The following is a 13,858-nucleotide window of genomic DNA, read 5'->3' on the forward strand; positions in this document are numbered from 1 at the left end:
CGCCTATCAGATCGAGCGCCGCCCGCGCGGCGCATCGCGGATGAATCCGCTCCTACATTTGTTGCAACGTGCCGAACCTGTTACGCCATGGTCGCCTGCCTAGGTGCATGTCCTAAGGCATGCGAGGCGGCATCAATGCCCACCCGAAAATTCCGTCATGCCAACGAGGCTGACAACCATGGCCTCACAGGCATGGCCACGTTGCAACAAATGTAGGAGCGGATTCATCCGCGATGCGCCGCGCGGGCGGCGCTCGATCTCATAGGCAACGAAGATCTTCAGGCAAACACATCAAGCCCCAAGGCAGGACAGTCCTCTACATGTTTCCAGCGACGGTCGCCGGGGCTGCGTAGCAGCCCCTACGTTCAGTGGCTTGCGCTGCGGCTGCTGGGCACAGGCTCGGTGGGGGCCAGCGGTGGGTGTTCCTGCGCTGCATGCATCAGGTCTTCCGTCACCCGCAACTCGGCACCGGTCGGCGAGAAGGTGGTCGAAGCGGTGAACGGCGCCGGGTGCTCTGCGGCCGGGCGCTTGCCACGGCGCCACATGAAGAAGCACACCATGGCCAGGTTGACCACGGCAAAGGCCCAGAACAACCCGGCCTCGCCGAATTCGGTCATCATCGGCGAGATCGCCACCGGCGCCATGGCCGAGCCCAACGAGTTGATCAGCAGCAGGCCCTGAATCATCGGCACCAGCGCATCGGACGGCGCCCGGTCGGCGGCATGGCTGACCGCCACCGGGTACAGGGTGAACACACCGCCGCCCAGCAGGAACAACATGGCCGGCAGCAGGGCCGAGTCCGACGGCAGGAACACCGTCACCAGCGCCAGCAGCATGCACAGCGCAGCCAGGGCGATCAGTACATCCTGGCGGTCCTTGCGGTCGGACCAACGCCCGACCGGGTATTGCAGCAGCATGGCCCCGAGGATCACCCAGGCCATCATGTTGCCGACCTCACCTACATCCAGGCCGATGCGTTGCAGGTACAGCGGCAGCAGGGTGTAGATGCCGGCAATGGCCACACCCGAGCCAAAGCAGCCGACCAGGCCCGACGGAGCCACGCCCAGCAACTGCCGCGGTTTGAGCGGTTCGACCTGGTCCAGCAGCGGCGATACCCGTGGCAGAATCACGATCGGCAGCACCGACAGCGCGGCCAGCACGGCAGCCAGCATGAACGGCGCGGTGTCACCCAGGTGGGTGATTTCGCCCAAGCCTGCCTGGGCGATAACCCCGGCACCGTAGAAGGCGATCATGTACAGCGCCAGGAGGCGGCCACGGATCTTGGCATCACCGGCCAGCAACAGCCAGCTTTCGATCACCAGGAACACACCCACCGCCGCCCAGCCGTTGATCAGGCGTAGCAGCGACCACCAGGTGACCTCGTAGCACAGGCCTTGCAGCAGGATGGTCACCGCGATCAGCGCGGCGAAGCTGGTGTAGGCGCGGATATGGCCGATGCGCAGAATCAGCCGGTCGTTGAAGATGGCGCCCAGGGTCAGGCCGATGAAATAGGTCGACGAGACGATACCGATGGTAGTGGCCGATTCGCCGGCAGCGCCCAGGCGCAGGGTGGTAAGGGAAGACATGAAGCCGTTGCCCAGGGCGATGATGAACAGCCCGAGCAGGGGCGCCAGCGCCATGGCCAGCAAACGCGCAGACATAGGTACCTCGAGTGGGATCGGCCCGCCAGGGCAGCGGGCGAAAAGGACGCGCGATTCTAAGGGCATCGGAGGTTTTGCCCAAGGGGGCCGGGCATGCGACGAGACGCCGCAGCCTGCGGCATAATGCTGCCCCCATCCCCAAGCAAGGCAGGCCCCATGTTCGCCTCGTTGTTCGCAGTCCTGGCCCCGGTCTTCATGGTTGCCGGAATCGGCTATGCCTGGGCCCGCAAGGGCCTGGACTACCCCACCGAATTCATCGCGCGGGTGGTGATGACCATTGGCACGCCGTCCTTGGTACTGTCTACCCTGAGCCGTACCGAACTGCAGCCGAACGCCTTCGCCAGCATGGCCATGGCCTGCCTGCTGTGCACCCTGGGCATGGCCCTGGCCGGCTGGCTGGTGTGCCGCGTTACGGGCCGGCACTGGCGGGTGCTGTTGCCGGCGTTCATGTTCCCCAATACCGGCAACATGGGCCTGCCCATCAGCCTGTATGCCTTCGGCGAACATGGCCTGGCCCTGGCCGTGGCGTTCTTCCTGACCTTGTCGATCGTGCAGTTCACCCTCGGCATGGCGATTTCAGGTACGGCTGCTTCGTTCAAGGCATTGCTGCGCAACCCCATCGTGATCAGCCTGGCCGGGGCCATGCCGATCATCTTTCTCGACTTCGAGCTGCCCCGTTGGCTGGCCAATACCGTCAACTTGCTGGGCGGCATGACCATCCCCCTGATGCTGCTGACCCTGGGCGTGTCGCTGGCCAGCATTCGCCTGCGTCAGGTGGGCAGCGGCTTGCTGCTGGGCGGCGTGCGCATTGGCCTGGGGGCAGCGGTGGGCTGGGCGGTGGGCGTGGCGCTGGGCCTGGACAGCCTGGCGCGCGCGGTACTGGTGGTGCAATCGGCGATGCCGGTGGCGGTGTTCAACTACCTGATGGCAGTACGCGCCAACCGCGAGCCAGAGCAGGTGGCGAACCTGGTGATGTGCTCGACGGTGCTGTCGTTTGCCTGGTTGCCGGTGGTGCTGGCCTGGTGGATGTAGGCCTGCACCGGTCTCTTCGCGGGCCTGCTTGCGCAGGGGCCGGTGCGTTGGCTGTGGCGGCATCTGAGCAGTCCCTGGCGGTTGGGAGCGCTCACGGTGGCAGTATTTGCCTGGGCTCTGCCGGCCTCGTCCGCGTCGCCTGTTTCGCCGGCACGCCCGCTCCCACAGGTATTGCGCTGGCAGTTAGGCCTGCACAGGGTCAGGAGCGTGGTTCACGGGTGCCCAGCACATCGCGAATGTTGTCGACCACGTTGCTGTCCTTGATCACGTCGCTCAGCCAGCCTTCCAGCGGCATGTTGCCCCATTTGATGGCGCGCTCGATCAGGTAGGGTACCGGGCTCTGCGGTTCGCTCTGCTTGAAGAACTGGGCGATGCCCGCGAGCATGGTGAAGGCCTCGTCACGGGTCAGTGGCGTGGTGCGCATGGGCGCAGGCACAGTGGTCTGGGCGGGTGTGTTCATCGGGTCACCTGCTTCGCGGGTGGGGGCAAAGATAGCCTCGGGCTCTGCTACCGCCACGGTGGCGGGGTGCAGTTCGACGCCGCGGTCCTTGAGCAGTTTCTCGGCCAGCTGGCTGGCCCGCGACAGCATGTCGGCAAGGCTGGCAAGACTGGGCGCTTCGTGGCCGAACAAACGATCGACAGTGGCCTGCAGGCGTTTGCACGCATTCAGGCTGGCGCCGATCTGCAAGGCCTTGGTGCGCAGGTGTTCGGTGTCGCTGAGCACCACCGAACGCTGGAAGATCTCGGCATTGATCTTGCCTTCGTTCAGCGCGGCCTGCATCGCCTTCGGGTTCTGCAGGGCAAGGTTTTCCACATGGCGTGATTCGTCATAGCGCAACACGCCGAAATTCTGCCCTTGGGTAATGGGCAAGCCACCGGCGATGTCGGTGAGCGTGGTCTTCAGCCAGGCCAGCCGGGCAGCGCGTTCGTCCAGGCCGTCCTCAAGCGTTGGGTACAGCGTGTCCCAGAAGGCTTCCAGGACCTGCTCGGTCAACAGGAGGCCAAAGGTGATGCCCTGGAAGTGTTCACGTTGGGCCAGCCCTTCGGCAGCCAAGGTGATTACCTGCTCCCAGTCGGCGCTCTTCAGGTCGGTTTGCCAGTACTCGGGTCATGGCGGATAAGCAGCGTGCCAGGTTTCCTGGCACGTTGTGGGATGTGGGCCGCCGTAGCGGCCCCCGGGTACAAAGGTTATCAGGCAAAGAGGAACGCCGGGTCGGCTTTCTCGCGCTGGCTGGGCGAGAGCATCACGTAGGTGTCCAGGGCAGCCTTGCCGAAGTCGGCGATCGACTGCGCGCGGTTGTCATGCGGCAGCGCCTCGGCCTCGACGCTGTCGACGCCGCTCACCGGCTGCAGCTCACGGGTGTTGCGCTTATAGACCTTGAGCGTGGTCAGCAGGTACAGGGTGCGGGTCAGGTTGTCGGCCGTGGGCTTGAGCATCACGTTCTGCAGCGTGGCGAAGTAGCGGCTGCGCAGCAACGGCTCGACCTCATGGCCCTGGTACAGGCCCAGGCGCATGCCGAGGGGCACGCCCTGCTCGTGGTGTTGCTGATAGTAGTGCGCGGCCCAGAAACGCAAGCGGTCGAGGCTGCGCCAGGCGGTGTACTGGCCATCGGCAGCCTGGTCATCGCCCTTGGCCTGGGCCAGTTCGCTGGCAATGCTGGCCAGGGTGGCGCGGTTGTTCAGGTATGACCAGCCCCACAGGCTGCACAGCACCACGGCTGCCAGGCCGGCGACGCCGATCCAGCCAGCCTTGCGGCGGCGCTCGCGATGGTTGCTGGTGTACAGCGCTACCAGGTGCTGGTCGGGGATGATCACCTTGCGGAACAGGCTGTTGATGAACAGCGGCGCCGGTTGGCCCTGGGAGCGGTTCCGCTTCATGACCTCCCCTCGATGATCAGTCGAGATACAAAGAGCGAGTCAGGTCATTGCATGGCCTTGATCAACGCCCACAACGCCGGGTCGTTGAAATCGTCAATCACCAACCCGGCCCCCGCCGCCAGCAAGCGTTCCGGCGTCTGGGTCGTGGCCACGCCCACGGTGAAGATCCCTGCGCCACTCGCCGCCGCCACCCCTGGCAGCGAGTCCTCGAAGGCCAGTGCCTGCCCGGCCTCGGCCCCCAACCGCTGCAGCCCGGTCAGGTAGGGCAACGGGTCGGGCTTGGGCCGCGCCAGTTCCTCGGCCACCAGTACATGCTCGAAGTGCCGGCCCAGGCCCATGGCGCCCAGCATGTGTTCGGCATTGAGCCGCGGTGCGTTGGTCACCACGCACAGTCCCAGGGCATGAGCGCGGGCATGTTCCAGCAGGCGCAGCAGGCCCGGCATCGGCTCCAGGCTGGGCGACAGGTCGCGGAACAGCGCCTCCTTGCGGTCGGCCAGTGCGCGGCATTGCTCGGCACTGGCGCCGACAAACAGCTCGGCAAACAGCTCGCCGTTGGCGCGGCCGCTGACCTGGGCCTCGAACTGTGCCTGGCTCAGTTCGCGGCCGTCATGCTCGTGCAGCAGCTGGCGAAACGCCTGCAGGTGCAGGGTGTCGGTGTCGGTGAGGGTTCCGTCGAGGTCGAACAGCAGGGCAGTCAGCATTGGGTATCCAGATAAAAACCACGCGCCTGGGCATGATAGCGAAAGCCGACGACGAAGGGGGCTGTTCAGCGTGCTTCGAAAAGAGTACAAATGTGCTCCATGGACAATCTTACCCCCAAACGCCGCGCGATCTTCGACTTCATCCGCGAGCGCATCGCCGACCACGGCCAGCCACCGAGCCTGGCCGATATCGCCACGCGCTTCGGTTTTGCCTCGCGCAGCGTCGCCCGCAAGCACATCACCGCCCTGTGCCAGGCCGGCTACATCGATGTCACGCCGAACCAGGCGCGCGGCATTCGCCTGGCCGAACCGCTGCGCCGGCCGGAAATCCTCGAAGTGCCGGTGCTGGGCCAGGTAGCGGCAGGCGCCCCCATCGGCCCGGACCTCGACATCCACGAGCAGTTGCTGCTCGACCCCAGCCTGTTCCGCCGTACCCCCGACTACCTGCTGAAGGTGCGTGGCGACTCGATGATCGACGACGGCATCTTCGACGGCGACCTGGTCGGCATCCTGCAGCAGGCCGACGCCCGCGACGGGCAGATCGTGGTCGCGCGCCTGGACGGGGAAGTGACCATCAAGCGCCTGCAGCGCCAGGGCCGCGGTTACCGGCTGTTGCCGCGCAACCCGGCCTATGCGCCCATCGATGTGCGGCCTGAACAGGAGTTCTTCATCGAAGGCGTATTCTGCGGCTTGCTGAGGCGTGACTGATGGGCGCGGTGGTCGACCTCGACCGGCTGCTCGACCAGCGCCGGGTATGGCGCGGCCGGCAGGCCCAGGCGCGGCCACTCGGGCTGCAGCCCACCGGCCATGCCGCCCTCGACGAACGCCTGCCGGAAGGTGGTTGGCCGGCAGCGGCCCTCAGCGAACTGTTGCTGGCCAGCCCCGGCTGTGGCGAATTGCAATTGCTGTGGCCAACGCTGGCGCGCCTGAGCGCTGACGCTGGCCGGGTGGTGCTGGTGGCACCGCCCTTCATTCCTTACGCCCCGGCCTGGCAGGCTGCCGGGGTGGACCTGCGCTGGCTGGTGCAGGTTGACGCCGAACCTGCCGAGGCCCTGTGGGCTGCCGAACAGTGCCTGCGCTCCGGCAGTTGTGCGGCGGTGCTGTGCTGGCCAGAACGTGCCGATGACCGCGCCCTGCGGCGCCTGCAGGTGGCCGCCGAAACCGGCCAGGCACTGGCCTTTGCCTGCCGGCCGCAACAGGCAGCGCACAACCCTTCACCCGCCGCGCTGCGCATTGCCGTCGACACCCGCCCGGCGCAATGGCGTGTGCTGAAAAGCCGGGGCGGCATGCCGCCGGCGCTGCCCATCGCCTGCCCGGGGCGGGGCTGATGCACCATGCTCTGGGCCTGCATCCTGTTTCCGCAGCTGGCGCTGGACACGGTCCTGCGTGAGCGTGACGACCCCGACACCCCCTTGGTGCTGCTTGGCGGGCCGACCCAGCGCCGGGTACTGCAGGCGGTCAACCCGGCAGCGGCCGCCCTCGGCTTGCGTGCGGGGCAAACCCTGACCGCCGCACGCGCCCTGGCCGAGGGTTTCAGTTGTGTCGAAGCCGACCCCAGGCGCATCGACCAGGTGCAGCAGTTGCTGGCGGCCTGGGCCTACCGCTTCAGCGCCCAGGTCAGCCTGCACTACCCACGCGCGCTGTTGCTGGAGGTGGGCTCCAGCCTGCAACTGTTCGGCCCCTGGCCGGCGTTCGAGGCACGCCTGCGCCAGGAACTGGCGGAGCTGGGGCTGCGCCAACGCATCGTCCTGGCCAGCAACCCGGTGGCGGCGCGCATGCTTGCCAACGGCCACGATGGCCTGGCCGTAGGCGATGCCGATGCCACCCGGGCGGCGTTGCTGGGCATGCCCATCGAGCGTATCGGCCTGCCTGCGCCGGCTGCCGAAGCCTTTGCACGCATGGGCCTGGGGCAGTTGGGCCAGGTACTGGCCTTGCCTCGCGACACCTTGGCCAGGCGCTTTGCGGCCCAGGTGCAGCTGCACCTTGACCAGCTGCTTGGCTTGCGCAACCTGGGGCTGGCCTTCTATCAGCCACCTGACCGTTTCGAAACCAGGCTGGAGCTGAATTTCGACGTCGAATCACACCAGGCCCTGCTGTTCCCGTTGCGGCGCATGCTCAATGACCTTGCCGCATTCCTCGCCGGGCGTGATTGCGGCGTGCAGCGGTTCTGCCTGCACCTGGAGCACGTCGACGGGCCGGATACCTTGCTCAAAGTGGGGCTGCTGGCCGCCGAACGCGATGCCGCGAGGCTGTTCGAGCTGGCCCGCGGGCGCCTGGAGCCGCTGCGCATTCCCGCCCCGGTGCGTAACCTGCGGCTGGTAGCCGAGGACCTGCCACCTTTCGTGCCACAGCACCAGGCATTGTTCGACCCGCGGGCGCAACAGGCGCAACCCTGGGAGCAATTGCGTGAACGACTGCGCGCGCGCCTGGGCGATGAGGCGGTCAAGAGCCTGAGCGTAGCTGCCGACCACCGCCCCGAATACGCCTGGCAGCCGGTGGTGCAGGGCGGGCAGGGCAACCTGCCGGTGCTCCCTGGCAGCCGCCCTGGCTGGTTGCTGCCGGCCCCGCTGAGGCTGGACGAAACCAGCTATCGCGTGCAGGGCCATGGCGAGCGTATCGAGTCGGGCTGGTGGGATGGCGGCGACGTGCGCCGTGATTACTACCGCATCGAAACCCGTGATGGCCTGCGTGGCTGGGCCTATCGTGACCTGAGCCAGGCTGGCCCGTTGTGGCTGCAGGGCTGGTTCGCATGAACGCCCCGGGTTATGCCGAGCTGCATTGTCTGTCCAACTTCAGCTTCCAGCGCGGTGCATCGAGTGCCGACGAGCTGTTCCGGCGTGCGCGCGAGCAGGGCTACCAGGCCCTGGCGATCACCGACGAATGCACCCTGGCCGGCATCGTCCGGGCCTGGCAGGCGGCAAAGGAACACCAGCTGCAGTTGATCGTGGGCAGCGAAGTCCAGCTGCAGGATGGCCTCAAGCTGGTGCTGCTGGTGCAGGACCTGGCGGGCTACCAGAACCTGTGTGCGTTGATCACCCGGGCCCGGCGGCGAGCACAGAAGGGCGAGTACCAGCTGTTTCGCGATGACCTGCAGCAGCACCACCAGGGCCTGCTGGCCCTGTGGGTAGCCGATGACAGCGGCGATACCGCTGCGGGGCAGTGGCTGTACAGCGTGTTCGCTGAGCGCCTGTGGCTGGCCGTGCACCTGCACCGTGGCAGTGACGATGCCTTGCGCCTTGAACGCATGCGCAGCCTGGCGGCCAGGGTCGGCATCCGTGCCGTGGCCTGCGGCGACGTGCACATGCACGTGCGCGGCCGCCGCGCCTTGCAGGATTGCATGACCGCCATCCGCCAGCATTGCCAGGTAGCCGAGGCCGGGCGCTTTCTGTTTGCCAATGGCGAGCGCCACCTGCGCAGCCAGGCACAACTGGGCGAACTCTATCCCGCCGACCTGCTGGCCGAGACCTTGGCCATCGCTGCGCGCTGCCGCTTCGAACTGAGCGAGTTGAAATACCAGTACCCACGCGAACTGGTGCCCCAGGGCCATACCCCGGCCAGCTGGTTGCAGGCACTGTGCGAGCAAGGGATGCCGTCGCGCTGGCCGGGCGGGGCGAGTGACAAGGTGCGGGAAGTGCTGGCCAAGGAGTTGGCGCTGATCGAGGCGCTGGGCTACGAAAGTTATTTTCTGACGGTGCACGACATCGTCGCTTTCGCCCGCAGGCAGGGCATTCTTTGCCAGGGCCGGGGTTCGGCGGCCAACTCGGTGGTGTGTTTCGTCCTTGGCATCACCGAGCTCGACCCCATGGAACACCGCCTGTTGTTCGAGCGCTTCCTGTCGCGCGAGCGCAACGAGCCGCCGGATATCGACGTGGACTTCGAGCACGACCGCCGCGAAGAAGTGATCCAGTATGTGTTCCGCCGCTACGGTCGGCACCGGGCGGCGCTTACTGCGGTGGTCAACACCTATCATGCCGCCGGTGCGCTGCGGGATGTGGCGCGGGTGCTGGGGTTGCCCGCCGACCAGGTGGATGCCCTGGCCAAATGTTGTGGCCGCTGGAGCGATCGCATACCCGATGACCAGCGTCTGGCCGAGGCCGGTTTCGAGGCGGGCAGCCCTACGCTGCGGCGGGTACTGGTGTTGGCCGGCGAGCTGATCGGCTTCCCCCGCCACCTGTCGCAGCATCCGGGCGGTTTCGTCATTTCGCAGCAACCCCTGGATGAGCTGGTGCCGGTAGAGAATGCGGCGATGCCGGAGCGTACGGTGATCCAGTGGGACAAGGACGACCTGGACATGGTCGGCCTGCTCAAGGTCGACGTGCTGGCACTGGGTATGCTCAGCGCCCTGCGCCGTTGCTTCGACCTGCTGCAACGCCACCGTGGCCGGCACTTGACCCTGGCGACCATTCCCGCTGAAGACCCGGCCACCTACGCGATGATCAGCCGCGCCGAGACCATGGGCGTGTTCCAGATCGAGTCGCGCGCGCAAATGGCCATGTTGCCGCGGCTGCGGCCCGAAAAGTTCTACGATCTGGTCATCGAGGTGGCCATCGTCCGCCCTGGGCCGATCCAGGGCGACATGGTCCACCCTTACCTGCGTCGGCGCCTGAAGCAGGAGCCGGTGACGTACCCCTCGCCGCAGCTCAAGGCCGTGTTCGAGCGCACCCTGGGGGTGCCGTTGTTCCAGGAGCAGGTGATGGAGTTGGCAATGGTCGCGGCCGACTACAGCCCCGGCGAGGCGGACCAGTTGCGCCGCAGCATGGCCGCCTGGAAGCGCCACGGCGGCCTGGAGCCACACCGCGAGCGGCTGATAAAGGGTATGTTGCGCAATGGTTACGAGCTTGCATTTGCCGAGCGCATCTTCGAGCAGATCAAGGGTTTTGGCAGTTACGGCTTCCCGGAATCGCACGCGGCCAGCTTTGCCTTGCTGTGTTATGCCAGCAGTTGGCTCAAGTGCCATGAACCGGCGATCTTTACCTGTGCGCTGGTCAACAGCTGGCCCATGGGTTTTTACAGCCCCGACCAGTTGCTGCAAGAAGCCCGACGCCAGGGCATCGAGGTCAGGCCGGTGGATGTCTGCCACAGTGACTGGGACTGCACGCTTGAGCCCGAATCGGGCGAGGCCCTGGCCATCCGCATGGGCTTGCGCCTGGTGCGTGGTTTTGCCGAGGCCGATGCCAGGCGCCTGGTGCAGGCGAGGGCGCAGCGGGCATGGCGCGATGTCGAGGACGTGTGCCTGCGCGCTGGGCTCGACGCGCGTGCCCGCGCCCAGTTGGCTGATGCCGGCGCGCTGCGCGCCTTGGCTCGCGACCGCCATCAGGCGCGCTGGCAGGTGGCGGCGGTGCAGCCACAGCTGCCCTTGTTCGCCGACGTGGAAGCTGCGCCGGAAGACGCCGTCGAACTGCCCGTCCCCAGCGTGGCGGAGAACCTGATGGCCGATTACCAGGCCCTGGGTACCACGCTTGGGCCGCATCCGCTGGCCTTGTTGCGTTCACGCCTGAGGGCGTTGGGCTGCCGCAGTTCGGGCGAACTGCAAGGTGTCGAGCATGGCGACAACATTGCCGTCGCCGGGCTGGTGGTGGGCCGCCAGCGGCCACAGACGGCCAGTGGCGTGACCTTCGTCACCCTGGAGGACGAGCATGGCATGCTCAATGTAGTGGTGTGGCGCGACCTGGCCGAGCGGCAGCGACGGGCACTGGTGGGGTCGCAGTTGCTCAAGGTCAGCGGGCGGCTGGAGCAGGCCGACGGCGTGCGCCACTTGATTGCGCGGCGACTGGAAGATGTCAGCCAGTTGCTGCAGGGGCTGGATGTGCGCAGCCGCGATTTCCATTAAAGCGATCCGGTTACCCTGTAGGAGCGGATTTATCCGCGAAGCCGGCGACGCGGTGGCTGGCACCGGCTGTGCCGGTGATCGCGGCTGAAGCCGCTCCTACAAGGATGGCGCTGCTTCCAGACTAGCACTGTACCTGTGCAAGCCGTTGCATCCTGCCCAACACAGTTGCTCCACAGAAAAAGCGACCCGTGTATATACCTAGACCATCGCCAGGCGCTGCTTGCGCGTCGGCGGCGGGAACGCGCGGTCGATCGCCCGCAGGTCCTCGCTGGTCAAGGTCAGCGAACCCGCCGCCGCATTCAGCCGCACATGCTCGGGCGCCACGGCCTTGGGGATGGCAATCACCCCGTCGTTGCGGGTCACCCAGGCCAGGCTGACCTGGGCCGCGGTGGCGCCGTGCCGTTCGCCGATTTGCGCCAGCACCGGGTGCTGCAACAAGCGCCCGGCCTGGGCCAGCGGGCAGTAGGCCATGGTCGGCAGGGCGCGCTGTTCGCACCATGGCAACAAGTCGAACTCGATGCCACGCTGCGCCGGGTTGTACAGCACCTGGTTGGTCGCGCAATCAGGGTTGTGCAATTCACGCAGGTCGTCGACGTCAAAATTGGAGACGCCCCAGCGCCTGATCTTGCCTTGCTCGCGCAAGCGCTCGAACGCGTCGACGGTTTCTTCCAGCGGGTGCTGGCCACGCCAGTGCAGCAGGTACAAATCGATGCAGTCGGTGCCCAGGCGCGCGAGGCTGCGCTCGCAGGCAGCCGCCATGCTGCGCCGGCTGGCATTGTGCGGGTAGACCTTGCTGACCAGGAACACCTGGTCACGGCGCCCGGCAATGGCCTGGCCAACGACTGCTTCCGCGCCGCCTTCGGCATACATCTCGGCAGTATCGACCAGGCTCAGGCCAAGCTCGATGCCTTGTTGCAGGGCTGCCACCTCGGCCGCCCGGCGGCCCGGATCTTCACCCATGTACCAAGTGCCCTGGCCGATCGCCGGAACGCTCGAACCTGCCAATGTCACGTAACGCATGTCACCTCCGGAATCCGGGTATTGGAAAGCAGCACCTCAAGCAGCGCCTGCGCCGCCGTGGAAAGCTTGTGTTCGCTGAGGGCAATCACGCCAATGCGGCGCTCGACCGTGGGCTCGACCAGGGCCACGCAGCGGGCGCCGAGCTCCTGCATCTGGTTGATGCAAAGCGCCGGTACGGCACTGACTCCCAGGCCACTGGCGACCATACGGCCGATGGTGGAAAGCTGGTGGCTCTCGAACGCCACCGCCAGCTTGCCGTGCCGTGCGGCGACGTTCTGCTCCATCAGCAGGCGCACCGCCGAAGGGCGCTGCAGGGCCACGAAGTCTTCGGCAAGCAACTGTGCCCAGCTGACCTGAGGCAGCTGCGCCAAGGGCGAATCGGCGGGCACCACGGCGACGAAACGGTCCATGTACAACGGGTGGAAGTCCAGGCCATCGATATTGTCCGGTTCGAAGCCAATGCCCAGTTCGACGCGCCGATGGCGCACCAGTTCCAGTACCTGCTCGTTGATCACATCGTGCACGGTGACGTTTACCTTCGGGTAGCGCTGGCGAAACACCTTGAGCGAATGCGGCAGCAGGTTGCCAGCAAAGGCCGGCATGGCCGCCACCGAAACCCGGCCCAGCTGCAGGGTGAAGCGCTGGCGCAGCATCTCTTCGGTATCGTCCCAGTCGGCCAGCAGGCGGCGTGCCAGCGGCAGCAGCACCTCACCCTCGGCGGTCAGGCTGACGCTGCGCGTAGTACGGCTGAGCAGGGCCCCCCCCAGGTTCTCTTCCAGGGCCTTGATGGTCAGGCTCAGGGCTGGTTGCGAGACATGCAGGTGTTCACCGGCCTGGGCGAAGCTCTGGTATTTGGCCACGGCGACAAAGGCACGCAGTTGCTTGACGTTCATGACGGGCCTGTTGGTTGTTTTGTAAAAATTATCAATCGATGACGAAAACAAAATTAACAAATCAGTCGCTTGCGGTGAAGATGTCTTCCACACGCTCACCGACAGCCTCGTCGGTTAAACAACTACAAAAGGCGGATCAGCATGGCCGGACTGGACAAGCGCGTTGCAACCTATGAACAGGCCCTCGAAGGCCTGACCGACAACATGACGGTACTGGCAGGCGGTTTTGGCCTGTGCGGCATCCCGGAAAACCTCATCAACGAAATCAAGCGGCGTGGCGTCAAGGGCCTGACCGTGGTTTCCAACAACTGCGGCGTCGATGGCTTCGGCCTTGGCGTGCTGCTGGAAGACCGGCAGATCCGCAAGATGGTGGCTTCGTACGTGGGCGAAAACGCCGAATTCGAGCGCCAGCTGCTCAGCGGCGAGCTGGAAGTGGAACTGACCCCGCAGGGCACCCTCGCCGAGAAGATGCGCGCTGGCGGTGCCGGCATCCCGGCCTTCTACACGGCCACCGGCTACGGCACCCCGGTAGCCGAAGGCAAGGAAGTGCGTGAATTCCACGGCCGCAAGTACATCCTCGAAGAATCCATCACCGGCGATTTCGCCATCGTCAAGGGCTGGAAGGCCGACCACTACGGCAACGTGGTGTACCGCAACACCGCGCAAAACTTCAACCCGCTGGCGGCCACCGCCGGCAAGATCACCGTGGTCGAAGTGGAAGAAATCGTCGAGCCCGGCGTACTGCTGCCCAGCGAAATCCATACCCCGGGCATCTACGTCGACCGCGTCATCGTCGGCACCTTCGAGAAGCGTATCGAAAAGCGCACCGTCAAGGCCTGAGCG

10 protein-coding genes and 2 pseudogenes are annotated in these 13,858 nt (G+C 66.1%); 6 read left to right on the forward strand and 6 right to left on the reverse strand.

What is annotated here, in order from left to right; genetic code table 11:
• Nucleotides 1-365 precede the first annotated feature (365 nt).
• Nucleotides 366-1,661 (reverse strand): MFS transporter, encoded by a 1,296-nt coding sequence (locus HU760_RS12780; RefSeq protein WP_186674210.1) that lies wholly within the window; start codon nt 1,659-1,661, stop codon nt 366-368.
• 156 nt (nt 1,662-1,817) lie between these two features.
• Here HU760_RS12780 and HU760_RS12785 point away from each other — a divergent pair, with 156 nt between their 5' ends.
• Nucleotides 1,818-2,693: an AEC family transporter gene (locus HU760_RS12785; RefSeq protein WP_186674209.1), complete on the forward strand. Its 876-nt coding sequence runs from the start codon at nt 1,818-1,820 to the stop codon at nt 2,691-2,693.
• 199 nt (nt 2,694-2,892) lie between these two features.
• Here HU760_RS12785 and tssA read toward each other — a convergent pair.
• From tssA to HU760_RS12800, 3 genes and pseudogenes are all read right to left on the reverse strand, one after another.
• Nucleotides 2,893-3,792, reverse strand: a pseudogene (gene tssA, locus HU760_RS12790) (type VI secretion system protein TssA); the annotation flags it as partial.
• Between the two features lie 95 nt (nt 3,793-3,887).
• Nucleotides 3,888-4,598: pseudogene (locus HU760_RS12795) on the reverse strand (ImcF-related family protein); the annotation flags it as partial.
• Nucleotides 4,599-4,615: 17 nt separating this feature from the next.
• The gene (locus HU760_RS12800) at nt 4,616-5,272 is read right to left on the reverse strand and encodes an HAD family hydrolase (RefSeq protein WP_186674208.1); all 657 of its coding nucleotides are present in this window, start codon (nt 5,270-5,272) and stop codon (nt 4,616-4,618) included.
• A gap of 99 nt (nt 5,273-5,371) precedes the next feature.
• Here HU760_RS12800 and lexA point away from each other — a divergent pair, with 99 nt between their 5' ends.
• The 4 genes from lexA to HU760_RS12820 are packed head-to-tail and all read left to right on the forward strand — an operon-like array spanning nt 5,372 to nt 11,102.
• The gene (gene lexA / locus HU760_RS12805; protein WP_496197641.1) at nt 5,372-5,980 is read left to right on the forward strand and encodes a transcriptional repressor LexA; all 609 of its coding nucleotides are present in this window, start codon (nt 5,372-5,374) and stop codon (nt 5,978-5,980) included.
• On the forward strand, nt 5,980-6,600 hold the full coding sequence (imuA, locus tag HU760_RS12810) for a translesion DNA synthesis-associated protein ImuA (protein WP_186674206.1): 621 nt from the start codon (nt 5,980-5,982) through the stop codon (nt 6,598-6,600). Before lexA ends, imuA begins: the two co-directional genes overlap by 1 nt.
• A gap of 6 nt (nt 6,601-6,606) precedes the next feature.
• Nucleotides 6,607-8,025 (forward strand): Y-family DNA polymerase, encoded by a 1,419-nt coding sequence (locus HU760_RS12815; RefSeq protein WP_186674205.1) that lies wholly within the window; start codon nt 6,607-6,609, stop codon nt 8,023-8,025.
• Nucleotides 8,022-11,102 carry an error-prone DNA polymerase gene (locus HU760_RS12820; protein ID WP_186674204.1) on the forward strand — a complete coding sequence of 1,027 codons (3,081 nt, stop codon included), beginning with the start codon at nt 8,022-8,024 and terminating at the stop codon, nt 11,100-11,102. The genes HU760_RS12815 and HU760_RS12820 overlap by 4 nt, the downstream gene beginning before the upstream one ends.
• Before the next feature lie 198 nt (nt 11,103-11,300).
• Here HU760_RS12820 and HU760_RS12825 read toward each other — a convergent pair whose 3' ends face one another.
• On the reverse strand, nt 11,301-12,122 hold the full coding sequence (locus tag HU760_RS12825) for an aldo/keto reductase (protein ID WP_186674203.1): 822 nt from the start codon (nt 12,120-12,122) through the stop codon (nt 11,301-11,303).
• Nucleotides 12,110-13,015: a LysR family transcriptional regulator gene (locus HU760_RS12830; protein ID WP_186674202.1), complete on the reverse strand. Its 906-nt coding sequence runs from the start codon at nt 13,013-13,015 to the stop codon at nt 12,110-12,112. The genes HU760_RS12825 and HU760_RS12830 overlap by 13 nt, the downstream gene beginning before the upstream one ends.
• A gap of 141 nt (nt 13,016-13,156) precedes the next feature.
• Here HU760_RS12830 and HU760_RS12835 point away from each other — a divergent pair, with 141 nt between their 5' ends.
• Nucleotides 13,157-13,855 carry a CoA transferase subunit A gene (locus HU760_RS12835; RefSeq protein WP_186674201.1) on the forward strand — a complete coding sequence of 233 codons (699 nt, stop codon included), beginning with the start codon at nt 13,157-13,159 and terminating at the stop codon, nt 13,853-13,855.
• Nucleotides 13,856-13,858: the final 3 nt, after the last annotated feature.

This window comes from Pseudomonas oryzicola (genome assembly GCF_014269185.2).
GTDB lineage: Bacteria > Pseudomonadota > Gammaproteobacteria > Pseudomonadales > Pseudomonadaceae > Aquipseudomonas > Aquipseudomonas oryzicola.